Below are 21,542 nucleotides of genomic sequence, written 5' to 3'. Positions count from 1 at the left end.
TACGGCAAGCTGTTCAAGGAAAAGACGGTCAACTGGATGTACCAGACCGAGCCCGAGCCCGGCCTGAACGGACGCCAGGTGTTTCAGCCGCGCGGAAAAGTGCTGGGCGGATCGAGCTCCATCAACGGCCTGCTCTATGTACGCGGCCAGCATGAGGACTATGATCGCTGGCGCCAGCACGGCAACACCGGCTGGGGTTTCGACGACGTGCTGCCGTATTTCAGCAAGGCCGAAGACCAACAGCGCGGCGCCGATGAGTATCACGGCGAGGGCGGTCCGTTGCCGGTGTCCGACATGCTGCATGCCGATCCGCTGTCAGGGGCCTTCATCAAGGCGGCGATCGAATCCGGCATCCCCGACAATCCCGACTTTAACGGCGCGACGCAGGAAGGCGCCGGCTGGTTTCAGACCACGACGCGGAACGGCCGGCGGGCCAGCACGGCGAGGTCGTATCTGCGCCCCGCCAGGGGACGCCGCAACCTGCACATCGAGACCGCCGCGCTGGCGCAGCGAATCCTGTTCGAGGGGCGGCGTGCCGCCGCGATCGAATACCGGCAGAACGGGGCGCTGCGCACGGTGCGGGCGCGCAGGGAAATCCTGATCTCGAGCGGCGCCTATAACTCGCCGCAACTGCTGCAGCTCTCCGGTGTCGGACCGGCCGATCTGCTGAAGAGCCACGGCATCGATGTCGTGCTCGACTCCCCCGGCGTCGGCAACGACCTGCAGGATCACATGCAGGTCCGGATCGTGATGCGTTGTTCGCAACCGATCACGCTCAACGATATCGTCAATCACCCGGGCCGCCGCATCATGGCCGGCGCGCGCTATGCGGCGTTCCGCAAGGGACCGCTGACCATCGCCGCAGGCACCTCGGGCGCATTCTTCAAGACCGATCCGCGGCTGGCCTCACCCGACGTCCAGATTCACTTTCTGCCGTTCTCGACCGACAAGATGGGCGAGAAGCTGCATCCCTATTCCGCCTTCAGCGCGTCGGTCTGCCAGGTGCGGCCGGAGAGCCGCGGTACGCTGCGCATCAAGAGCGCCGACCCGATGGCGGCGCCGGAGATCCGCATCAATTACCTCGCGACGGAAACCGATCGCGCCGTCAATGTGGAGGGCCTCAAGATCCTGCGCAGGATTTTGGCCGCGCCCGCGCTCAAGCCCTTCGTGGTCGAGGAGTCCGAACCGGGTGCCAAGGTCGTGAGCGATGAGGATTTGCTGGCATTCTGCCGGCAGCGCGGCAGTACCGTCTATCATCCGACCTCGACCTGCCGGATGGGCAACGATACGCTCGCGGTGGTTGATCAGCGGCTTCGCCTTCGCGGGATCGAAGGCCTTCGCGTGGTCGATGCCTCCGTCATGCCGGATCTGGTATCGGGCAATACCAACGCCCCGGTTATTATGATCGCCGAGAAGGCGTCCGACATGATCCTGCAGGATGCGCGCTAGCACGGAGGCACCGTGACGACCACGGCGATGTCGTTAGCAGCGAGACCTTGTCTGCGCAGTCCTCCGGCCTGGCGATAAGGTCGAGCGGTATCTCAAAAACGGAAATTCCAAACGGGCTGGGGTCGGAATTTCTGTTTCGAGGACCGGCTCATTTCCACCATTGATGAGGGTGCAATCTCATCGCGATTAGTCGACCCCAACTTTGAACGCGTGTCTGTGCAATTTTGCTCAGCTGGCAGTAGAATCCCCGGTGTCATGTGCCCCTTTGGGGGCATTTGGTTCCGTGGTCCCAAGACGCTTGAAGAGCCGGCGGCGGCCCCGTGCGGGCAATGGAACCTGGTCATCGCCTGTGCGTTCTATCGGCATGGAGGGTCCATCATGGCTGAGAAATTCAATCCCGCACCACCCGACAAACATGCGGATAATCCCCGCGAAGCTGCTGCGGCCGACCGTGAAATACACGGCAAGCTCGAGGCCGGGCTGGTCGGCAGTTTTCCGGCGTCGGATCCCGTCAGCGCGGCGCAACCAGCGCCATCGAAGCCCGACGGCGACCGCGAGAACGAATCGCTATGGGACAAGGTCAAGTCGGCATTCCGCTGATTAGCGCCACTGCAATTCTCCATCGGTCGGTTCACATGCAGGATGAATTCAATCACCCCGCCAATGACTCGCCGCGAAGCGGGAGTTCGAAGCAGGTGGCCCCGATGGTGGGGATCGTGGTCGTGGTTTGTATCGTGGCGCTTGCGTTCTGGTTCGGCATCAAGGCGTGAGACCGGGTGTCTCCTGTCGTGCTGAGCTTTCGGGAACAATACCACCCGACCGGACTTGCCGTCGCATAATCCACCCATTGAGGAGCATGCAATGATCAAGCGTTTTGCAATCGTATCTCTCGCTGCCGCCGGAATTTGTCTCGCGATCCCGGCCACGGCACAGGTTGGTGTCGGCGTCGGCCCGAATGGCGTCGGCGTGACCGTCGGATCCAGTCCCGATCGCGTTCGCGAGCGTGAGGTGATCCGTGAGCGCCATTATCGCGATCGAAACGAGACCGTGGTGATCAAGAAGAACCGCGGCGACCGCGGCTATGACCGGGACAGCAAGACGGTGATCATCGAGCGTGATTGATAGTATCGTCTGAATTGACAAATCGGCCTCCTTTCGGAGGCCGATTTTTTTTGGCTGTTGGTTTCCGTCGCTCCTGCCGCAACCCGGGCCCTAATAGTGTGGCGGCGGCTCGTCGGTTGCGCCCGGTGCGCTGGCCTCCGCCGCTTGCAGCCGTTCGTTCAGGCCCGCGACCTGCCGCGTCAGGGTGTCGATCTGCTGCCATTGCGCGGTGATGGTCTTGTTCAGCGCCTCGATGGTTTCGTCCTGGAACGACAGCCGGATTTCAAGCGCGTCGATGCGGTCGCTGAGAACCCGTGTCTCACTCACTTGAATGATCCTTGCGACGTTCCCGCAAGCCGTGCCCGAGCGCGACGCGGTCGTCAAAGACGAAACATTCGCCGCGCCAGCGGCTGTCCGCTTCCGGCACGCCTTCGAGGTATTTGAGGATGCGGCCCTTGAGGTGATAGACCTCGGCAAAGCCGCGCCCGAGCAGCCAGGCGCTGGCCTTTTCGCAACGGATGCCGCCGGTGCAGAACATCGCAATCTTTCGGTGTTTCGCCGGGTCGAGCCGGAGCGCGGCGAAATCCTTGAACTGGCCGAAATTCCCGATGCCAGGATCGACCGCGCCGGGGAAGGTCCCCATCGCCACCTCGAACGCGTTGCGGGTGTCGATGACGAGCGTGTCCGGGGCAGCGATCAGCGCGTTCCAGTCCTCGGGCTCGACATAAACCCCGACTTGCCGGGTCGGATCAGCGGCGGGATCGCCGAGGGTGACGATCTCCTTTTTCAGGCGAATCTTTAGCCGCCGGAACGGTATTTCCTCAGCGCTCGAGAATTTCAGTTCGAGATGGTCGAGCCGGCCGGCGAACAATGTGCCGGAGCGAAGTTCCCCGATCAGGCCGCCGATATCAGCTTCGGTGCCCGCGACCGAGCCGTTGATGCCCTCATGAGCCAGCAGCACGCTGCCTTTCAGGTCGAGACCCGCGCAAATCGCCCGCAACGGTTCGCGCAGTTCGCGGAAGTCCGGCAGGGCTGCAAACTGGTAGAAAGCGGCAACGGTAAAGGGCATGGCGGAGGTTTATCAGGCGGGTGGGGCAGGGGAAAGACCGGGGCGTCGCTGCGCCCCGCGTGCAATTGCCGGCCAGCCGGGACAACCGGGAGGGCCTCATGCATGCCAGAGCATTCCCAACGGTTCCCGAATATGCCAAGTAATCAGCGCCCGAAACAACGATAAAATCGCAAAAGTGAGCAATTTGGCATGAGGAATTTCCATCTCGGAGGCCGGTCCACGGTCCACGCCCAAAACGGAATGGTGGCGACGTCGCATCCGCTGGCAGCCCTGGCGGCGATCGAGGTGCTGCAAGCCGGCGGCACCGCCGCAGACGCCGCGGTGGCGGCCTGTGCGCTGCTCGGGGTGATCGAGCCGCAATCCACCGGGATCGGCGGCGACTGCTTCGCGCTGGTGCAGCCCAAGGGTGAAGGCAAGATCGTGGCCTATAACGGCTCGGGCCGTGCGCCGCAGGCGGCGACCGCGGAGTGGTATCTCGAGCGCAAGATCAATTCGATCCCGCTGACTTCGGCGCACGCCGTCTCCATTCCGGGCGCGGTCGACGCCTGGGCCACCATCCTGCGCGATCACGGCAAGCTCGGTTTCGACACCCTGCTGCAGCCGGCGATCAAGGCCGCAGAGGAAGGCTATGTCGTTGCCCCCCGCATCGCCTTCGACTGGAACAACCAGTTCGACAAGCTGAAGAAGGGCGTCAACACCGAGCGCTATCTGCTGCCGCATGGCAAGCCGGCGGTGGCCGGCGACGTCATCCACCAGCCCGAGCTCGGCAAGACGCTGCGCGCGATCGCCAAGGACGGCCGCGATGCGTTCTATAAGGGCGCCGTGGCCGACGACATGGTCGAAACGCTGCGCGGCATCGGCGGCCTGCACACGCTCGACGACTTCGCCGCGCACACCACCGAGACCACCTCGGCGATAGGCACCCTGTACAAGGGCCACGACGTCTGGCAGTGCCCGCCGAACGGCCCCGGCATCACCATGCTGGTGATGCTGAACATCCTGTCGCGGTTCGACCTGACCAAATTCCCGGCGATGAGCATCGAACGGTTTCATCTCGAAGCCGAGGCCGCGCGGATCGCCTATCTGATGCGTGAGCAGCACATCGGCGATCCCGCCCACGTCAATGTCGATGTGACGCGGATCCTGACCCCGGAATTCGCCGAGGAATACGGCAGCCAGATCCGGATGGATCGCATGCTCGATCTGCCGGTGGTGACGCCGCCGATGAACCCCTCGACGGTCTACATCACCGTGGTCGACAGGGATCGCAACGTCTGTTCGTTCATCAACTCGATCGCGCACTCGTTCGGCTCGGCGATCGTCTCCAACAACACCGGCATTCTGCTGCAGAATCGCGGCGGCGGCTTCCGCATCCAGCCTGGCCATCCCAACTGCATCGCGCCCGGCAAGCGGCCGCTGCACACCATCATTCCGAGCCTGGTCACCAGGAATGGCCGCGCCGTGATGCCGTTCGGCGTGATGGGCGGGCAGTATCAGCCGGTCGGCCAAACCCATGTGCTGACCAACATGCTCGACTATGGCTGCGACGTGCAGGAAGCCATCGATATGCCGCGCGGCCTGCATTACGAGGGCGTCTACCAGCTCGAGGACGGAATCCCCGCCGAGATCGTCGAGGGCCTGAAGAAGCTCGGCCACAAGACCACCAGCGTGGTCGGGCCGCTCGGCGGCGGCCAGGCGATCTGGATCGACTGGGCCAAGGGCACGCTGACCGGGGGTTCCGACCCGCGCAAGGACGGCTGCGCGCTCGGCTATTGAGGCTTTCAAGGACGCGGATGGCCGGGGATACCAAGGCGAAGACACGCTTCGCGTTTATGTCCGGCCATTGCGGAAGCGATGGTTCCCGTTTCGGTTCGGGATACTGATACAAGGAACAGCCTGAGCTTCGAGGCATTGTATCTCGCAGGAGATAGCGAATGCCCATTTTCCATTTCGATATTGCCGACGGCGTGCGGCTCGAGGATCCCGTCGGGCTCGATTGCGCCAATGAAAGCGATGCCAGGAAAACCGCCGATCTGATCGCACGTCAGATCGCGATTGATCTGGCCGACGGCGACCGTGACCGGTCCGTGGTGGTGATCGACGAAGAAGGTTCGGAAATCTACACGACGCCGGTCAAGACCTGATGTTGCGCGCCCGTACCGGCGCTTGATTCAGGCCAACATGGAACAAAAGTTCCTCTTTTCTGTTGGTCTGCACCCCGGTGCGGGCGAAACGCCTGTTCCGACATTCCCGGATGACATCCAGCCAGCCGCCAGTGTCCGAGGTGCCTCATTAGCGTTCTTGATACGGACGAAGCCGACCATGCCGACCTTCGGGGCGGTAACTCACCCTGGTTTGCTGCCGGCAAGCATCCTGTCCGTCTTGATGTCGGCCAGAATCTGAAATGCGATGCGCTCATCGTCGGCGGCGGCATTACCGGATCGCTGACCGCGGAACGCCTGACGCGCCAGGGGCTCGATGTCGTCATCGTCGATCGCGAATTTCCCGGGCGGGGCAGCACCGCCGCTTCCACTTCGATGCTGCTATGGGAAATCGACTGCTCGCTGACGCAACTCACCGAAGTCTACGGTTTTGAGCGGGCATCGCGAGCCTATCTGGCGAGCCTGCATGCCGTCGCCCGATTGAAGTCGCTGGTGATGCAGCTCGGCATCGCCAGCGAAATGCGGGACAGGAATTCGTTGCTGCTGGCGGCTGGCGACACCGGCAGGCAGCTCCACGAAGAGCATGATCTGCGAAAGCGGGCCGGATTGCCCGGCGATTTTCTCGATCATGCCACGCTGCTCGAAACGTTCAGCATTGCCCGCGCCGGAGCGATTGTATCGCCGGGATCGGCGGATGCCGACCCCATGCAACTAGCGCGTGGAACGCTCGCCGTCGCCATCGGCCGCGGCGCCCGGATATTCGAGGCCGAGGCCGTGCAGTTCGATGCCTCCGCACGCTCGGTCGGCGTGCTTCTGAAGAATGGCCGCGAGATCGAGGCGCGCTCGGTTGTCCTGGCGACGGGTTATGTGATGCCCGATATCGTGCGCTCCACGGTCCACGCGGCGTCGTCGAGCTGGGCCATCGCGACCACGCCACAGCCGGAGAACATCTGGAAAGACGGTGTGCTGATCTGGGAAGACAGCAAGGATTATCTCTATGCGCGTTCGACAGCCGCGGGACGCATCATCATTGGCGGCGAAGATAGCCGCGAGGTGGTGGAGCCCGACGCGCGCGATGCCCTGATTCCGGAAAAGTCGCGCCTGCTGACGCAGAAACTCGCCGCGCTGTGGCCGGCCGCCAGGCTCGACATCGAGTTCAGCTGGTCCGGCACGTTTGACACCACAAGCGACGGATTGCCGTTGATCGGTCCGGTGCCGGGCACCAAAGGCATCTATGCCGCCTATGGTTATGGCGGTAACGGAATCACCTTCAGTTTTCTCGCAGCTGAATTGATCGGCGACCTGATCGCGGGGTCGACCTCGCCGCTGTTGCGCGATTTCGCGCTGGATCGGGACGGCCCGCCGGCACGGTGAATCCACCGGAATCGGGAACCCTGGAAATCCTCGCGAGTTATCCACGCAGTCATACATCAGGAGGCTGACATGGGTTTCGGTAAAGGTGCGCTGCTCTGGTTGATCGGAATTCCGCTTCCGATCATTCTGCTTCTTGCATTGTTCATGAATCGTTAGAATGTCATCGGAGCTCGGCTGCGGCCAGCGGGCCCGCGGCCGAGCTTTTGCACGAGGTCCCGAAGCATGGCCTGTGTTCGGCTATGCTCTCACCGTGAACACTTGGCCTGCTGTCTCATGCCTGTTTCCGGTCAGTGAATTTCTCCGTCACATAAATCACGTTCGGAACTCCTCCTTGCTGCAAATGTTGTGCTGTCGAAACCGCCTGTCGCGGGTTCCAAGCTCTCATGGAGGATGACGTGGGCTTCTTTTCAAAAGACATCAAGACGATGGACGACCTGTTGCTTCACGGCCTGCAGGACATCTACTACGCCGAGCAGCAGATCACCAAGGCGCTGCCGAAGATGATCGATCAGGCAACCAATCGCGATCTCGCGCAGGGTCTGAAACTGCATCTGGAAGAAACCAGCAAGCAGATCGAGCGGCTGGACCAGGTGTTCAAGAAACTCGGCCATACACCTTCCGGCACCAATTGTCCGGCGATCGATGGATTGATCAAGGAATCCGACGCTACCGCCGGCGAGATCGAGGACAAGTCCGTGCTCGATGCCGCCATCGTTGCCAATGCGCAGGCGGTCGAACATTACGAAATCGCCCGTTACGGCACGCTGATCGCGTGGGCGGAAGAACTCGGGCATGACGATATCGTCCGGTTTCTGACGACCAACCTGAACGAGGAAAAGGCCGCGAACACCAAGCTCAACACCGTGGCGCTGCGCAAGGGCGTCAACCGCAAGGCGGCGAGCTGACCCACCCCACCCGCGGGGTCGCCACATCGAAGCGGCCCGACGCACCATGGCGTCGGGCGCGCGTATCGAGCTGAGCCGTGGAAAACTTCTGCGGAATCGCGTGCGCCTTAAACCGTTGGCCGGTGAGGCTGGGCGTGCCGTTGACGCATGCGATCATCCATCGGCACCGACTACCGGGATACTCATTCTTTCCTGGAACAAACGTTCCCGCTCCTCATTGTTGCGGCACTTGAAGCGAATTATCGCAGTTGGGAGCGCACGAAGATGATTGATACCGTTATTGTTCAACCGGGACCGGATACCGGTGAACCCTCTGTTGCCGGCGTGTCGTGGCCGGCCGTTGCCGCCGGCGCGGTGGTGAGCTGTGCATTGACGCTCGTTATGCTCGCCTTCGGCACCGGGCTCGGATTGTCGGTGGTGTCGCCCTGGGGCGGCTCCGGAGTCTCGGCGACCACCTTCAAAATCGGCACCGGCCTCTATCTCCTCGTCATCGCCATGATCGCCTCTTCGCTCGGCGGCTATATCGCCGGCCGGCTCCGGTCGCGATGGATTGGCGTGCACAGCGACGAGGTGTACTTCCGCGACACCGCGCACGGCTTCATCGCCTGGGCGTTCGCGTCCGTGCTTGGTGCGGTGCTGCTGGCGACCCCGGCGACAAGCCTGCTCGGCGGCGCGGTAACGGGTGCGTCGCAGGGTGCTGCGACGGCTGCGGCACAGTCGGGTCCGATGGATGGCTATGTCGATACGCTGTTCCGCGCCGATACGCCGGCTGCGCCGAACCCCGCCAACGCGCAGGATGCTCGTGGCGAAATGGTGCGGCTGTTCACCGGCAGCTTGCGCAACGGCGGCGATCTGAAGCCCGCCGACCGGCAGTATGTCGCCCGGCTGGTGGCCGCGCGGACCGGACTGAGTCAAGCCGACGCGGAAAAGCGCGTCAATGAAGTCGTGACCGAGGCCAAGACCGATATCGATGCTGCACGCAAGGCCGCCATGCAACTGGCGTTCTGGCTGACGGCCTCGCTGCTGCTCGGTGCGTTCTGTGCCAGCCTCGCCGCCACCGAAGGTGGAGGCCTCCGGGATGGCACCTGGGTCCGCAAGGCCCGCCGCTGATTCAACCAGGAAAGGAAAACACATGCCCATTCTTCTTTGGCTGCTCGGAATCCCGATTCCGCTGATCATTCTGATCCTGCTGCTTCGATAAGTCGTCGGATCCAGATGCGAGAATCCCCCGCGTTGGCGCGGGGGATTTTTTGCTCCCAGTTTTCTTCCTCCATCCAGAATGTAACCGGAAAATTTCATGGCCAAGACATCCAAGCGCGTAAACGGCAAGGCGGCGGCCGGAACGGCGACCATTCACGATCAGAAATTGCACCGCGGCGAGGGCGGTGAATTGCACCAGGTCGCGCAGGGCGATACGCCGGTGCTGACCACCGCGCAGGGCGGCACGGTCTCGGACGACCAGAATTCGCTCAAGGTCGGTCCGCGCGGCCCGACATTGATCGAAGACTTCCACTTCCGCGAGAAGATTTTCCATTTCGACCACGAGCGGATACCGGAGCGGGTAGTGCATGCACGTGGCTATGGCGCGCACGGATTCTTCGAGAACTACAAGCCGCTGTCGAAGTACACCCGCGCTGATCTGTTTCAGCGCGCCGGAGAGCGGACGCCGGCCTTTGTTCGGTTTTCCACCGTCGCCGGCAGCAAGGGATCTTTCGATCTTGCGCGCGACGTCCGCGGCTTTGCCGTCAAGCTCTACACCCAGGAAGGCAACTGGGACCTCGTCGGCAACAATATCCCGGTTTTCTTCATCCAGGACGCCATCAAATTTCCGGACATGGTGCATGCCGTCAAGGAGGAGCCGGACAGCGCCTTTCCGCAGGCGCAGTCGGCGCACGACAATTTCTGGGATTTCATCAGCCTGACGCCCGAAAGCATGCACATGATCATGTGGGTGATGTCGGACCGCGCCATCCCGCGCTCGTTCCGCTTCATGGAGGGATTTGGCGTCCATACTTTCCGCATGATCAATGCCAGGGGCGAATCGACGTTCGTTAAATTTCACTGGAAGCCGAAGCTCGGCCTGCAATCGGTATTGTGGAACGAGGCGGTCAAGATCAATGGTGCTGATCCCGATTTTCACCGTCGCGATCTCTGGACCGCGATCCAGACCGGCAATTTTCCGGAATGGGAGCTGCAGTTTCAGTTGTTCGACCAGGCCTTCGCCGACAACTTCGAGTTCGATGTGCTCGATCCGACCAAGCTCATACCGGAAGAGATGCTGCCGCCCATCCCGGTCGGCCGCCTGGTGCTCGACCGGATGCCCGACAATTTCTTTGCCGAGACCGAACAGGTCGCTTTCATGACCCAGAACGTGCCGCCCGGGATCGACTTCTCTAACGATCCGCTGTTGCAGGGCCGCAACTTCTCGTATCTCGACACCCAGTTGAAGCGGCTCGGCAGCCCGAACTTTACCCACATCCCGATCAATGCGCCGAAATGCCCGTTTGCCCATTTCCAGCAGGACGGTCACATGGCGATGCGCAATCCGGTCGGCCGCGTCAATTATCAGCCGAACTCGTTCGGCGAAGGCCCGCGTGAGTCGCCAAAGCGCGGCTTCACGCCGTTTCCGGATGTCGAACAGGGCGCCAAGCGCCGGTTGCGTGCGGAAAGCTTCGCCGATCACTATAGCCAGGCGCGGCAGTTCTTCGTCAGCCAGACCCGCGGCGAGCAACGTCACATCGCCAGCGCGCTGATCTTCGAACTCAGCAAGGTGAAGACATCCGTGATCCGGGAGCGGATGGTGTCGCATCTGCTCAATATCGATGAGACGCTCGCCAACAAGGTCGCTACCGGCCTCGGGCTGAACGCGATGCCGAAGCCGGCCGATGCGGCGATGCCGACCCGGCAGGATCTCGACCCGTCGACGAAGCTCAGCATCGTCGAGAACGGGCCGCAGCGTTTCGAAGGCCGCAAGCTCGGCATTCTCGTCACCGACGGCACCGACGCCGCGCTGTTGAAGGCGCTGCAAAAGGCCCTCGACAAGGCAGGCGCCAGCTTCGAAATCATCGCGCCGAAGGTCGGCGGCGCCAAGGCCAGCGACGGCAGCTGGATCGAGGCCGACCAGATGATCGATGGCGCCCCTTCGGTGCTGTACGACGCGGTCGCGCTGCTGCCGGGCGCGGCCGCAATGGACGATCTGCTGCAGGAGCATACGGCCCGCGATTTCGTCGCCGACGCGTTCGCGCACTGCAAGTTCATTGGCCATGTGGAGGCGGCGACGCCGCTGTTCGAAAAAGCCGGCATTGCCGAAGCGGATATCGACGAAGGCTTCGTTCCACTGGGGCGGGCAAAAGATGCCACAGCCTTTATCGATAAGCTCGGCCAATTGCGGGTCTGGGCCCGCGAGCCCGGCGTCAAGATGAAGTAGCGTCGCGCTGGACCTAGCTGGTTTGAAGGGGGCGGCGGGATATCCCGCCGCCTTTTCTGGCGCTGCATCCCGCACGAGATGAACTTTTTGCGCGGCAGCGACGACGCAAGATCAGAGCAGATGCGGCTCGGCGGATGAGGAGCCGGAGACGTCAACAGCATCGTGATGAAGAAGTGCGCAAGTCGCGCGCCTGGTCAAAACCCGTGCAGGCGCTGGCAGCCGCTCAGATTTCGCTGCCCTAAATTTCCGCATTGTTATCAGGCTTTTGACGGAACGATCGGGGATTTCCCGGCTTGTTTTGCCATAATTTGGGCTGGACAAGGAGACACGACGTGGAAATTCGCGCGGGCTACGAAATCGCCTTTCAATGCTTCCAGAACACGCCGATGGCGCTGATGCTCAGCATTGAACCGGCCCGGACAAAAGATCTGTTGAGCGACCACAGGATCGAGTTCTTTCCTGAAGTGGCTTCGCGCGACTATGTCGACACCTTCGGCAATATCTGCACCCGCATCATTGCGCCGCCCGGCCTGATCGAGATCCGCAACGAGTTTCTGATTTCCGACAGCGGGCTGCCGGACGAAGTTGTGCCCGATGCGCGGCAGATTGAGGTTGGCGATCTTCCCGACGACGTGCTGGTCTATCTCCTGGGCAGCCGCTACTGCGATACCCAGAAACTTTCCGATCTCGCATGGTCGCTGTTCGGCAATGTCGTGCCGGGCTGGCAGCGCGTGCAGGCGATCTGCGACTATGCGCATCAACGCATCGCCTTCGGCTATCGCCACGCCCGCTGCGACCGCACGGCGTCGGAAGGTCACGCCGAGCAGGTCGGTGTCTGCCGCGACTTCGCGCATCTTGCCGTCACGCTGTGCCGCTGCATGAACATTCCGGCGCGCTACTGCACCGGCTATCTCGGCGACATCGGCGTTCCCGCCGATCCCGCGCCGATGGATTTCTCCGCCTGGTTCGAAGCCTATCTCGACGGCCGCTGGTATACGTTCGATGCGCGGCACAACCATCCCCGCATCGGCCGCATTGTGATGGCGCGCGGTCGCGACGCCGCCGACGTCGCGATCTCCACCGCCTTCGGTACCGCGCAACTGGCGAGGTTTACCGTGATCAGCGAGGAGGTGACGGCGCCGGGTCAGGTATCGCGAGCGGCGTGATTAGCCGGAGGATCGGTAGACCGCCGGGCTGCACTTCCAGCCCGGCATTTTTTTGCGATGCATGGGCTGGATGCGGCCGCGCCGTTGGGCTAGACACGGTCCGACTTGCAAGGGAAGGATATCCGGGGAATGCGACGTCTCCAGCGCGCCACACTAATGATCGTATCGGCCTTTGCCCTGGCTATCGCCGCAACAGCCGGGCCAATCACAGCAGCGGCCCAGACCGCAGGAAAAACCATGACCACAGCATCGGGATTGCAGATATCGGACAGCGCGGTCGGCTCGGGCGCTTCGCCGAAGCCGGGCCAGATCTGCGTCATGCATTACACGGGATGGCTCTACGAAAATGGTCAGAAGGGCAAGAAGTTCGACAGTTCGGTCGATCGCAACGAGCCGTTCGAATTTCCGATCGGGCAGCGCCAGGTCATCGCAGGCTGGGATGAAGGCGTCGCCACCATGAAGGTCGGTGGCAAACGCACCCTCATCATTCCGCCAGCGCTGGGTTATGGCGCGCGGGGCGCCGGAGGTGTGATTCCGCCGAACGCGACCTTGATGTTTGAAGTCGAACTGCTCGGCGTGAAGTAGGGCATAACGCTGTCCCTGGCGGGGAGGCACGAAAAAGACCGGCCCAGGGGACCGGTCTTTCGCAGTTGATCAATTTGCGTCGATCAGAGGTTTTTGTTGGCGGCGTCGGCGGCCTTGTTGACGGCGTCCTTGGTGGCCTCCTTGGCATCGCCCAGCGCCTGCTGGCCCTTGCCCTTGACCTCTTGGATCGCGCCTTCGCCCTTCAGCTTGTCGGAGCCGACGGCTTCGCCAATACCCTGCTTGGCATTGCCGATGGCCTCGTTGGCAGTACCTTTGACCTTGTCGGTGGTCGCACCCATGATGACTCTCCTCTGTTAAGCTTCGCCGGGGTAACCGGGGCCAGAGGCGAAAGTTCCTGATCGCGACTGGTTTGCGATCACGGTTTTATGTAGGGTTCGCCGGTAAAGGTGAACGGAAAGCGGCAAGATGACAGGCCACCACGACCATACCCATACGGGTCATTCGCACGAGCCCGGCGACGCGGAGCGCTGGAAGCACGACGGTGTTCGCGTCATTCCCGGCGATCAGCTCGATCCCAACGTGCCTTCGACCGCCGGCATGGATCGCAAGGCCGCGATCAACTTCGCGCGCGTCGGCGCGCAGAAATTGTGGGCCGGCACCGTGACCATCAAGCCGGACGCCAAGACCGGCGCGCATCATCACGGCCACCTCGAAAGCATCATCTTTGTCGTCAAGGGCAAGGCGCGGATGCGCTGGGGCGAGCAGTTGCAGTTCACCGCGGAAGCGGGGCCCGGCGACTTCATTTTCATTCCGCCCTATGTGCCGCATCAGGAGATCAACGCCAGCCCGGACGAGTTGCTGGAATGCGTGCTGGTGCGCAGCGACGGTCAGGCGGTCGCCATCAATCTCGATATCGAACCGGTGGAAAAGCCGGAAACCGTGCTGTGGATCGATCCGGTGCATCGCGATCCGGCCGAGGCGAAGTGACCCCATTCCTCGCGCGAGCGCATCACGCTTGTCGCTGGAGTCCGCTCTTTTGCCGCGCCGCGGCGGGTGACAGGGAACCGTTCGATGCCGCTGACGCGTGGTCGCATTGTAGGGTATGACGACGAACGCCTGGCGTTCGGATTTACCATGCTCAACGACGGCGTGACGGTTGATTGCCAGATCAGCGATGCCGCGATGGACGAACTCGCGGGCGTGCGCGGCTCGCCCAGCACGGCAAGGCAGGGGCAGTTTCTCGAGTATCGCGACGTCATCGAAGGGATTGCGTCCAGGCTGTTCGACGACGTCAGGCCCGTGAAGGGCGCCATGGTGCGGATTTTCACCAAGCATATCCCGGCCAACAGGCGGGACACGGGTACCAATTCCCGGTAACGGCGCTGAATGGCGGCAGGCGGTTCGAATACACGCACGCGGCTAGTAAGTGATCCGCAGACCGACGCCGCCGTGCAAGGTGTTGCCGACCGGCTGCGGGCCGGCGGTGCCGTTGAGGAATAGGTCGGCGATCCAGCCCTTGCTGATGCGATAGCCGACCCGGCCGCCATATTCGAACCAACTCTGGCTGCCGATGGTCGGCACCACGGTGCCCTCGCCGGTGACGGTGGCGACGATCCCTGAGCTGGTCGCGAAGGAATGCACGAAGCCGCCGTTGATATTGGTCTCGATGCTGTTGCCCCAAAGATGCGTCCACTGGCCGCCGATCTTGACCAGGGTGGCCTTGTCGGTGCCGGTGGCGACGTTTGCGTCGAACGGGTTGAAAGCCACGCTGGCCGGGTCGGTGTAACCCTTGACCCGCTGCCACATCTGCCAGACCTCGACAGAGGCTGCGACCTCATCGCGCGGCGACAGCCGGCTGATCCAGCCCGCGCGCCCGTAGACGCCGTAATTTTCGCTCGTGGTTTCGCTGTCGAGCGACACCGGGCCGAGGCTGGTCTGGTAGCTGCGGCGGTAGCGCACCTTCTGGAACGGCGACAATATGGCGCCGATGTCGAAGAACGGCCGTGACGATCCCCAGTCGGTGAAATCGTAACGCAGCGCGAAGGCGCCGATCGGCGCACTGGTGACGCTGTAGCCTCCTTCGTCGTACTGGGCGTAGGCGATGCCCGCCAGCAGCGCCAAATTGGACGTCAGGTTCTTGCGGCCGTGAATGCCGGCCGAGAACGATCCGGCGGAGCCGAACGCGCTGACGCAATCGCCGCAATTGACCTGCTCGTTGACGCCGAGCAGCACCGTGCCGAGCACCCGGTTGGTGATCATCTGGTTGAAGCGTTGCTTGGCCAGGTCCTTGACTGAGTCCGCGCTGGAACCGGAACCGATCGGCGTGGGCGTAGCAGTCGGTGTCGGACTCGGGGTAGGTGTCGGGCTGTAAGTTGGTGTCGGCGTAGGGGTTGGGGTAGGCGTCGGCGATAGAGTCTGCGCCGATACGGGAATAGTCAGCGCCGGAATCAGCACCAGCGAAATCGCCGCGGCAAGCGCGGCGGAGACCAACAGGCTGCGGGTGAATCTTGCCATCATCAGCGCCCGCACAGCATGCCGGTGGGATCACTGCCGTCATCGACGGGCGGCGTAATCGTGGGCGTCGCGTCGGCATATTGGGTCGTGTTGCAGAGCCCCGCAGCGGCGCCACAGGCGAAGGTCCAGGGCGGCGTGCTGGACTTCAATATGGTGTACTTGCCGCCGGCGAAGGTGATCACAGCGGTATCGCCGGGCTTGGTCAGGTCGGTGCACTGAAAGCTCAGGGTGCAGACGCGCGATGCGCCATTGTCCCGCAGCACCACGGTGGTCTTGGCGCGCTGTGACAGGATGTCGAGGATGGTGCCGCGCACACCGATGGTCGCGACCTGGGTCTGGATCTTGTAGGCGCCCTTGTCCGAATTGCCGGTGACGAAGCGGAACGCGCCGGTGGTCAATTTGATCGAAATGTCGCGATAACTGTGCGCGTCGTCGAACACGGTGCGGTCGAGCTTGAGCGTGGAATTGGGTCCGAGCGACAAATTGGTGCTGTCGGCCATCACCAGCCGCGTTGCGCTGTCTGCGCCGGTGCGCACGGTTTCGTCGCGCACCACGCTGTCGCCGACATTGATCGGGGTGGTCCCCGATGCCATGACGCGGACGACTTCATTCTTGACGACGGCAGCTTCGCCAACGCGCGTTTGCGCGCGAGCGGGCCCGGCCGCGAGGACGGTTGACAGACAAAACGCGGAAACAAGAAAAATGCAGTGGCGCCAGATCATCTCATGACCGATCGATTATCCCCGCATCGTACCGGATCGCGCGCGCAAGCGATGTTGTAAAAATATCACAAGCGGCGGCTTATCCATCCGACGGTTAGTGGCGGCGAAATCGAAATGCGTTCAATGCAATGGACTAAAAAATCAGCCCCGCCCACACTCGACATTTATGCAAAGTCATGAATCCGTGAGCCCAGTGCGCGAATCACCTTTTGTTCAGGAAAATTCCACGTCGCGGAGCGCGGTGATTGCGGCCATCATTTTCATCGTCGCGCATCTCGCGCTGCTGGCCGGCGTGACCACGCCGGAAAAACTCTACTTCGATGAAGTGCATTACGTGCCGGCGGCGCGGCAAATGCTTGAGCCCGTGATGCCGAGCCCCATGCTCAACCCGATGCACCCTCCGCTGGCCAAGCAACTGATCGCCCTGTCGATCCGCACTTTGGGCGATGCTCCGCTGGGCTGGCGCTACCCCGGCGTGCTGTTCGGATCGCTCTCGATCGTCGCGATGTATCTTTGCGGCCTCGCGCTGTTTGCGGCCCAGGGGCCTGCGGTCGCTGCGGCCATGCTCGCCTTCTTCAACCAGATGGTGTTCGTGCAATCGCGGATCGCCATGCTGGACATATTTTCGCTCGCGTTCGGCCTGCTGGCGACCGCGGCCTTCTTGCACGGCTTTCGCAAGCCGCGGCCGCATCTCTGGTTCGCGCTCGCCGGCCTCGGATTCGGGCTTTCGGCCGCGTGCAAATGGAGCGGGCTGTTCGCGCTCGCCGTTTGCATCGCGATCGTCGCGGTGATCCGTTTGATGCAAGGTTGGCGCACGCAGTTCGCCGATAGCGCTGCCGGCGACTGGTACCGTCCCGGCCTGTGGCCCGATTTCAGACTCACTCATTTCGCCGCATGCTTCGTTGCTATCCCGGCGTTCGTCTATCTCGCGACGTTCGTGCCGCTCTATGGCCTGTCGTTCCCCGACCTGCTCGAAGCCCAGCGCAGGATTTTCAGCGACAACACCACGACCGCGATCGCGGGCCACACCTATATGAGTTCGTGGCCATCCTGGCCGTTTCTGGTGCGGCCGGTCTGGTATCTGTTCGACAAGGTCTCCGACGACCGGATTGCGGCGGTGGTATTCCTCGGCAATCCCCTCGTGCTGTGGGCGGCGCTGCCGGCGCTGGCGGTATGTCTGCGCGACTGGGTCGTAACGCGCCGGGCCGACGCATTCCTGATCCTGTCGTTCTATGCCGGGCCCTACCTGGCCTGGGCGCTGCTGCCGCGGACCCTCGGCTTCCTGTATTATTATTTGCCGGCCGCGACCCTTGCGAGTCTTGCGCTGGTCTACGTCCTGCGGCGCGGCAACAGCCCGCGCTGGCTGTTATGGGCTTTCGTCGCGGCGACAGCCGCGGGCTTCGCCGCAATGCTGCCGATCACCGTGGCGATCGTCGGGACGTCGATGGACACCTTTGTCCGGCTGATGCTTTTCCGGAGCTGGATATGAGGGCGCCAAAGCGTGCAGCCGCGCCAGAGGCGCGGGCTGCAATTCATGTGTCGCGACCAACTGTCATTTCGACGCGGTCTTGGTATCCATGTTGACGACCTGAACACGGCGGTTCTGCGGGTCGGTCGGCGCACTGGCATCCTTCGGCTTGCTTTCGCCGTAGCCGACGGTGACGAGATCGGCGCCGTTGATGCCGTATTTTTCGGTCAGAAATCGCTTGATGGTGTCGGCGCGGCGCTCGGACAGATCCTGATTGTAGGGCTCGCTGCCCACCGCATCGGTATGGCCGGCAACGACGAAGGTCGAGCCTTTCAGGCTGGCATTCGAGAGCGCCTTGCCGAGTTCCTGCGCCGCCGCCATCGAGGCCTTGCTGATGTCGGCCGAATTATAGTCGAACTGGATCTCGAGATCGATCTTCGGCTTGCTCGCCGCTAGTTCGGCGATTTCCTCGCGCTCGCCGAGCGAGAGCGACCGCGTCTTTCGGTTGCGCAGGGAATCGACGAACTGGATTTGCCTGGCGTCGACGGCCGGATCGGCCTGGGACCCCGCCGAAAGGCCGCGGGTCAGCGGCTTCTTCGGCTGCAACGCATTCAGGATCTGGTCGGCCGAAACCTTTTCCCCGGCAAGGGCCAGGCCTGCCGTCATCGACAGCGCGGCGCCGAGCGTGATCGCCGAGAGTGCGGAAAGTTTGCGAAAGCTGGTCATGGTCGTAATCCTCGCTGCTACGCCGGATGGCGCGTTGATGGTTGAACGATAAACCGGGCAAAAGGCTGTGGATGTGACTTGCCTCACATTGATGGATGGGCCGTATGCCCGGGCTCCTCCATCGGTCGCCGCGTCCGGCGACCCCGTTCGACTGGCTTTCGTCCAGCGTGATATGGATCACAGTTCAGTGGGAGGTATCGTCGCCGCAGACGCTTGTGCGGGAATTGATCTGCAACACGGCGACGCAATGCCCTCGAAGACTTGAGTTTACTTGATCCCGGTCGCAATGCCGTCGCCGCAGCGACGAGGTGTGAACAACAAAATGGCCAGATGGGCGTTCAGAAATTGCTGAACACGCGAGCAAGGGAAGCAGGGATGAGTGTTTCAAAAGCGGCAGTATGACTACAACTATCGAGCCTCCCGGCCGGAGCAACCCGGCTCCCCGAGTTCGATGCCGGTCCTGATCGGCGCGGCCATGATTGCGACGGCGATCCTGCTGTCGACGCTGATCACGGCGCTCGGCTCCCGCTACGTGGGCATGGAGAGTCCCAACGAGGAAAGCGCCTGGCTGATCGACCGCCTCACCGGCGATATCTATCGTTGCGAGGCTCCGGTCCGGGGCAGGGCGTCGTGCGCCTCCGAGATCGCGACCGGTACGGTGCATAGCCCAAAGCGTTGACCGATAGGGTCGCGGTGGGTGAAGGACGGGCCGCTCATCCTCACTCTTCCGAACATGCGAACGCGCGCTTCCTTCAGGGCGTTCGATCAGATGTTCTGCCTGATGCTACTTCTTCATGGTTCCGCCGGGCGATGCCGTGTCACCCTTCTTGTCGATCGCGCCCGCGGTATTCGCGCCGGATGTGCTGGCGTCGCGCGGTGAAGGCGGCGCGGCGCCCGTGGTCGTTCCGGTCGCCCCATTCTTCATGGCGGTCCCGCCGCCCGTGGTGCTGCCGTTCATGTTGTCACCGGTTGTGGTCTTGCTCGCGCCCGGTCCGCCCGCGGCGGAACTGCCGCCAGCGGTCCCGCCGGCGGTGCGAGAGCACGGGCAACATTTGCAGCGTCGCAAATCCTAGGGAGGTCCGAAAGATGAGGCGGCAAAGCAGGCGGCTGACCCGATGCCGCCCTCGGACAGTGCGGCTTTTCTCGCGCGCGAATCCGGCTACATTGCCGCGCGATGCCCCGCAATATTGTATCCCGCCCCCTGAGCAAGACCGAGGCTCGCCGGATCTGGCTGCGCGCCCAGCGGCTCGACATGGCTGCGCCGTTCGGCGCGGGACCGCAGGCGACCGCTGCCGCGGTCGGGCATCTCGGCTATGTGCAGATCGACACCATCAACGTGATCGAGCGCTGCCATCATCACATCCTGTGGAACCGGATTCCGGAGTACCGCCGCGCGGATCTGCGGCAGGCCCAGAGCGTCGACAAGAGCGTGTTCGAATACTGGACGCATGCGCTGTCCTATGTGCCGACGAAGGATCTTCGCTTCTTTCTGCCGGCGATGCGGCGCCACCAGCGCGAGGGCCATAAATGGCTCAGCTCGGTCGAGCCGGCCGATTTGCGCAAGGTGCTGCGGCTGATCCGGCGCGACGGTGCGCTGACCATCCGCGACATTGACGACGACGTGCTGGTCGACAAGGAGCATCTGTGGGCCAGCCGCAAGCCCTCGAAGCGGGCGCTGCAATTGTTGTTCTACACCGGCGTTCTGACGATCTCCGAACGCCTCGGCATGCTGAAGACCTACGATTTGATGACGCGGCATTTCGGTTGGGACAGACCGCCGAGACCGGCCTCGGCGAGCGAAACAACGGCCTATCTGCTCGACCGTGCCCTGCGCGCGCAGGGCATCGTCAGTCTGGATTCGATCTGTCATCTCGACGCGCCGAGCAAACCAGCGGTCCGGCGATTGATCCAGACACGGGTCCGCCGCAAGGAGCTGATCCCGGTCGCACTGGAGGGGGCCGGCAAACAGGAGCATTGGGCGGTGCCCGCGACGCTGGAGGAGGGTGGCGAGCATGCCGCCGAACAGGTGCACATCCTCTCGCCGTTCGATCCGCTGATCATCCAGCGCAGGCGGACCGAACTGTTCTTCGACTATGGCCACCGCTTCGAGGCCTATGTGCCCAAGGAGAAGCGGGTGTTCGGCTATTTCGCGCTGCCGGTTTTGGTGGGCAACGACATCGTCGCCGCGCTCGACCTGAAGACCGACCGCAAGAGCCGCAAGCTGCTGGTGCAGAAATGGAGCTGGGTCGGCCAGGGTGGCGCGGCCAAGGGCGCGCGCAAGGAGTTGAAAGCGCGCATCGAGCAGGAACTGCACCGGTTCGAGCGGTTTCAACTGGCGGAGTGAATGGAACCCGCGGCCCCCGGTTCCGTTAAGTTCCCGTAACGGGCTTCTGGAGGGCATGATGGACAACGATAAATCGATTCTGGAAACGATCACCGACAAGGTGAAAGACATCGCCAAGGTGGCGACCGACGCTGCGGCTGATGTCATGAAGGCGGACCCGCCGGCTTCAAAGGGGGATGAGCGCGAGGCAGCGTACCTGCCGCTCGCTGCTGACGGTTTCGTCTCGGATCCCTTAATGGTGCCGGTCGCTATGGCGCCCACCCCCAGGAAGAGGCGCACACCGAAGCGGATGGCGAAGCAGAGAACGACGGTGAAGAAGGCGGCCGGAAAATCGACTCCAAAAAACCCAAAAAAATCCGCCGGCAAGAAGACGGTCAAGAAGTCCGCGAAGAAAGCCAAAAAGAAAGCCACAAAAAAAACCGCCAGGAAGGCCACCAAGAAGTCCGCCAAGAACGCGGCCAACAAGACCGCGAAGCGTTCTGCAAGGAAGACGAGCAAGAAATCCGCCAGGAAGACTCGCAAGGGAAAGCGCGGCAGATAGTCGCCCGGCTTTCTGAGCCGGTCATCGC

Annotated in this window: 25 protein-coding genes; 18 read left to right on the top strand and 7 right to left on the bottom strand. The window is 62.7% G+C overall.

Annotation, left to right across the window (positions count from 1 at the left end):
- From Q8R73_RS15815 to Q8R73_RS15800, 4 genes are all read left to right on the top strand, one after another.
- Positions 1-1,449: GMC family oxidoreductase (locus tag Q8R73_RS15815; RefSeq protein WP_305720487.1), on the top strand; the 1,449-nt coding region annotated here is incomplete at its 5' end.
- A 378-nt stretch (positions 1,450-1,827) separates the two neighbouring features.
- Complete coding sequence (locus Q8R73_RS15810) at positions 1,828-2,049, top strand: hypothetical protein (RefSeq protein WP_305720486.1); 222 nt, start codon at positions 1,828-1,830, stop codon at positions 2,047-2,049.
- Positions 2,050-2,084: 35 nt separating this feature from the next.
- A complete protein-coding gene (locus Q8R73_RS15805; RefSeq protein WP_305720485.1) occupies positions 2,085-2,219 on the top strand; it encodes a hypothetical protein in 135 nt (44 codons plus the stop codon).
- Positions 2,220-2,310: 91 nt separating this feature from the next.
- The gene (locus Q8R73_RS15800; protein WP_305720484.1) at positions 2,311-2,571 is read left to right on the top strand and encodes a hypothetical protein; all 261 of its coding nucleotides are present in this window, start codon (positions 2,311-2,313) and stop codon (positions 2,569-2,571) included.
- Between the two features lie 90 nt (positions 2,572-2,661).
- On the opposite strand, the gene Q8R73_RS15795 is transcribed toward Q8R73_RS15800, so the two are convergent.
- On the bottom strand, positions 2,662-2,877 hold the full coding sequence (locus Q8R73_RS15795) for a SlyX family protein (RefSeq protein WP_305720483.1): 216 nt from the start codon (positions 2,875-2,877) through the stop codon (positions 2,662-2,664).
- On the bottom strand, positions 2,870-3,619 hold the full coding sequence (locus tag Q8R73_RS15790; protein ID WP_305720482.1) for a rhodanese-related sulfurtransferase: 750 nt from the start codon (positions 3,617-3,619) through the stop codon (positions 2,870-2,872). The genes Q8R73_RS15795 and Q8R73_RS15790 overlap by 8 nt, the downstream gene beginning before the upstream one ends.
- Before the next feature lie 189 nt (positions 3,620-3,808).
- Between Q8R73_RS15790 and ggt the strand changes: the two genes are divergently transcribed.
- The 8 genes from ggt to Q8R73_RS15750 all read left to right on the top strand — a co-directional run bounded on the left by ggt (position 3,809) and on the right by Q8R73_RS15750 (position 13,238).
- On the top strand, positions 3,809-5,395 hold the full coding sequence (ggt, locus tag Q8R73_RS15785) for a gamma-glutamyltransferase (RefSeq protein ID WP_305720481.1): 1,587 nt from the start codon (positions 3,809-3,811) through the stop codon (positions 5,393-5,395).
- Between the two features lie 158 nt (positions 5,396-5,553).
- Positions 5,554-5,763, top strand: coding sequence for a hypothetical protein (locus Q8R73_RS15780; RefSeq protein ID WP_305720480.1), 210 nt, complete (start codon positions 5,554-5,556; stop codon positions 5,761-5,763).
- A gap of 147 nt (positions 5,764-5,910) precedes the next feature.
- The gene (locus Q8R73_RS15775) at positions 5,911-7,155 is read left to right on the top strand and encodes an NAD(P)/FAD-dependent oxidoreductase (RefSeq protein WP_371126106.1); all 1,245 of its coding nucleotides are present in this window, start codon (positions 5,911-5,913) and stop codon (positions 7,153-7,155) included.
- A gap of 395 nt (positions 7,156-7,550) precedes the next feature.
- Positions 7,551-8,060 (top strand): ferritin-like domain-containing protein, encoded by a 510-nt coding sequence (locus Q8R73_RS15770; protein ID WP_305720479.1) that lies wholly within the window; start codon positions 7,551-7,553, stop codon positions 8,058-8,060.
- Between the two features lie 147 nt (positions 8,061-8,207).
- Positions 8,208-9,170, top strand: a complete 963-nt coding sequence (locus tag Q8R73_RS15765) for a hypothetical protein (protein WP_305720478.1) — start codon at positions 8,208-8,210, stop codon at positions 9,168-9,170.
- 187 nt (positions 9,171-9,357) lie between these two features.
- Entirely contained in the window at positions 9,358-11,487 is a 2,130-nt protein-coding gene (locus Q8R73_RS15760; protein WP_305720477.1) for a catalase, read from the top strand.
- A 332-nt stretch (positions 11,488-11,819) separates the two neighbouring features.
- Positions 11,820-12,653: a transglutaminase family protein gene (locus Q8R73_RS15755; RefSeq protein ID WP_305720476.1), complete on the top strand. Its 834-nt coding sequence runs from the start codon at positions 11,820-11,822 to the stop codon at positions 12,651-12,653.
- Positions 12,654-12,782: 129 nt separating this feature from the next.
- Complete coding sequence (locus Q8R73_RS15750; RefSeq protein ID WP_305720489.1) at positions 12,783-13,238, top strand: FKBP-type peptidyl-prolyl cis-trans isomerase; 456 nt, start codon at positions 12,783-12,785, stop codon at positions 13,236-13,238.
- Between the two features lie 83 nt (positions 13,239-13,321).
- Here Q8R73_RS15750 and Q8R73_RS15745 read toward each other — a convergent pair whose 3' ends face one another.
- Positions 13,322-13,537: a CsbD family protein gene (locus tag Q8R73_RS15745; protein ID WP_305720475.1), complete on the bottom strand. Its 216-nt coding sequence runs from the start codon at positions 13,535-13,537 to the stop codon at positions 13,322-13,324.
- A gap of 127 nt (positions 13,538-13,664) precedes the next feature.
- Between Q8R73_RS15745 and Q8R73_RS15740 the strand changes: the two genes are divergently transcribed.
- Positions 13,665-14,186: a cupin domain-containing protein gene (locus Q8R73_RS15740; protein ID WP_305720474.1), complete on the top strand. Its 522-nt coding sequence runs from the start codon at positions 13,665-13,667 to the stop codon at positions 14,184-14,186.
- 84 nt (positions 14,187-14,270) lie between these two features.
- Positions 14,271-14,576 carry a DUF1488 family protein gene (locus Q8R73_RS15735; RefSeq protein WP_305720473.1) on the top strand — a complete coding sequence of 102 codons (306 nt, stop codon included), beginning with the start codon at positions 14,271-14,273 and terminating at the stop codon, positions 14,574-14,576.
- Between the two features lie 42 nt (positions 14,577-14,618).
- Here the strand turns inward: Q8R73_RS15735 and Q8R73_RS15730 are convergent, their stop codons facing one another.
- Together Q8R73_RS15730 and Q8R73_RS15725 are read right to left on the bottom strand one after the other, a co-directional pair.
- Positions 14,619-15,713: a hypothetical protein gene (locus Q8R73_RS15730; RefSeq protein WP_305720472.1), complete on the bottom strand. Its 1,095-nt coding sequence runs from the start codon at positions 15,711-15,713 to the stop codon at positions 14,619-14,621.
- A 2-nt stretch (positions 15,714-15,715) separates the two neighbouring features.
- The gene (locus Q8R73_RS15725) at positions 15,716-16,306 is read right to left on the bottom strand and encodes a FecR domain-containing protein (protein WP_305720471.1); all 591 of its coding nucleotides are present in this window, start codon (positions 16,304-16,306) and stop codon (positions 15,716-15,718) included.
- A gap of 295 nt (positions 16,307-16,601) precedes the next feature.
- Here Q8R73_RS15725 and Q8R73_RS15720 point away from each other — a divergent pair, with 295 nt between their 5' ends.
- Positions 16,602-17,924 (top strand): phospholipid carrier-dependent glycosyltransferase, encoded by a 1,323-nt coding sequence (locus Q8R73_RS15720; protein ID WP_305720470.1) that lies wholly within the window; start codon positions 16,602-16,604, stop codon positions 17,922-17,924.
- A gap of 63 nt (positions 17,925-17,987) precedes the next feature.
- Here Q8R73_RS15720 and Q8R73_RS15715 read toward each other — a convergent pair whose 3' ends face one another.
- Entirely contained in the window at positions 17,988-18,629 is a 642-nt protein-coding gene (locus Q8R73_RS15715) for an OmpA family protein (protein ID WP_305720469.1), read from the bottom strand.
- A gap of 451 nt (positions 18,630-19,080) precedes the next feature.
- Here Q8R73_RS15715 and Q8R73_RS15710 point away from each other — a divergent pair, with 451 nt between their 5' ends.
- Complete coding sequence (locus Q8R73_RS15710) at positions 19,081-19,308, top strand: hypothetical protein (RefSeq protein WP_305720488.1); 228 nt, start codon at positions 19,081-19,083, stop codon at positions 19,306-19,308.
- A 105-nt stretch (positions 19,309-19,413) separates the two neighbouring features.
- Here Q8R73_RS15710 and Q8R73_RS15705 read toward each other — a convergent pair whose 3' ends face one another.
- Positions 19,414-19,587, bottom strand: coding sequence for a hypothetical protein (locus Q8R73_RS15705; protein ID WP_305720468.1), 174 nt, complete (start codon positions 19,585-19,587; stop codon positions 19,414-19,416).
- Between the two features lie 216 nt (positions 19,588-19,803).
- Between Q8R73_RS15705 and Q8R73_RS15700 the strand changes: the two genes are divergently transcribed.
- Positions 19,804-20,973 (top strand): winged helix-turn-helix domain-containing protein, encoded by a 1,170-nt coding sequence (locus Q8R73_RS15700; protein ID WP_305720467.1) that lies wholly within the window; start codon positions 19,804-19,806, stop codon positions 20,971-20,973.
- A 58-nt stretch (positions 20,974-21,031) separates the two neighbouring features.
- Positions 21,032-21,514 carry a hypothetical protein gene (locus Q8R73_RS15695; protein ID WP_305720466.1) on the top strand — a complete coding sequence of 161 codons (483 nt, stop codon included), beginning with the start codon at positions 21,032-21,034 and terminating at the stop codon, positions 21,512-21,514.
- The last annotated feature ends 28 nt before the right edge of the window (positions 21,515-21,542 follow it).

The sequence above is a fragment of the Bradyrhizobium sp. genome, from assembly GCF_030697065.1.
Classification (GTDB): Bacteria; Pseudomonadota; Alphaproteobacteria; order Rhizobiales; family Xanthobacteraceae; genus Bradyrhizobium.
Note: the sequence above shows the minus strand (reverse complement) of the source record. Positions and strands in the feature narration are given on the sequence as shown.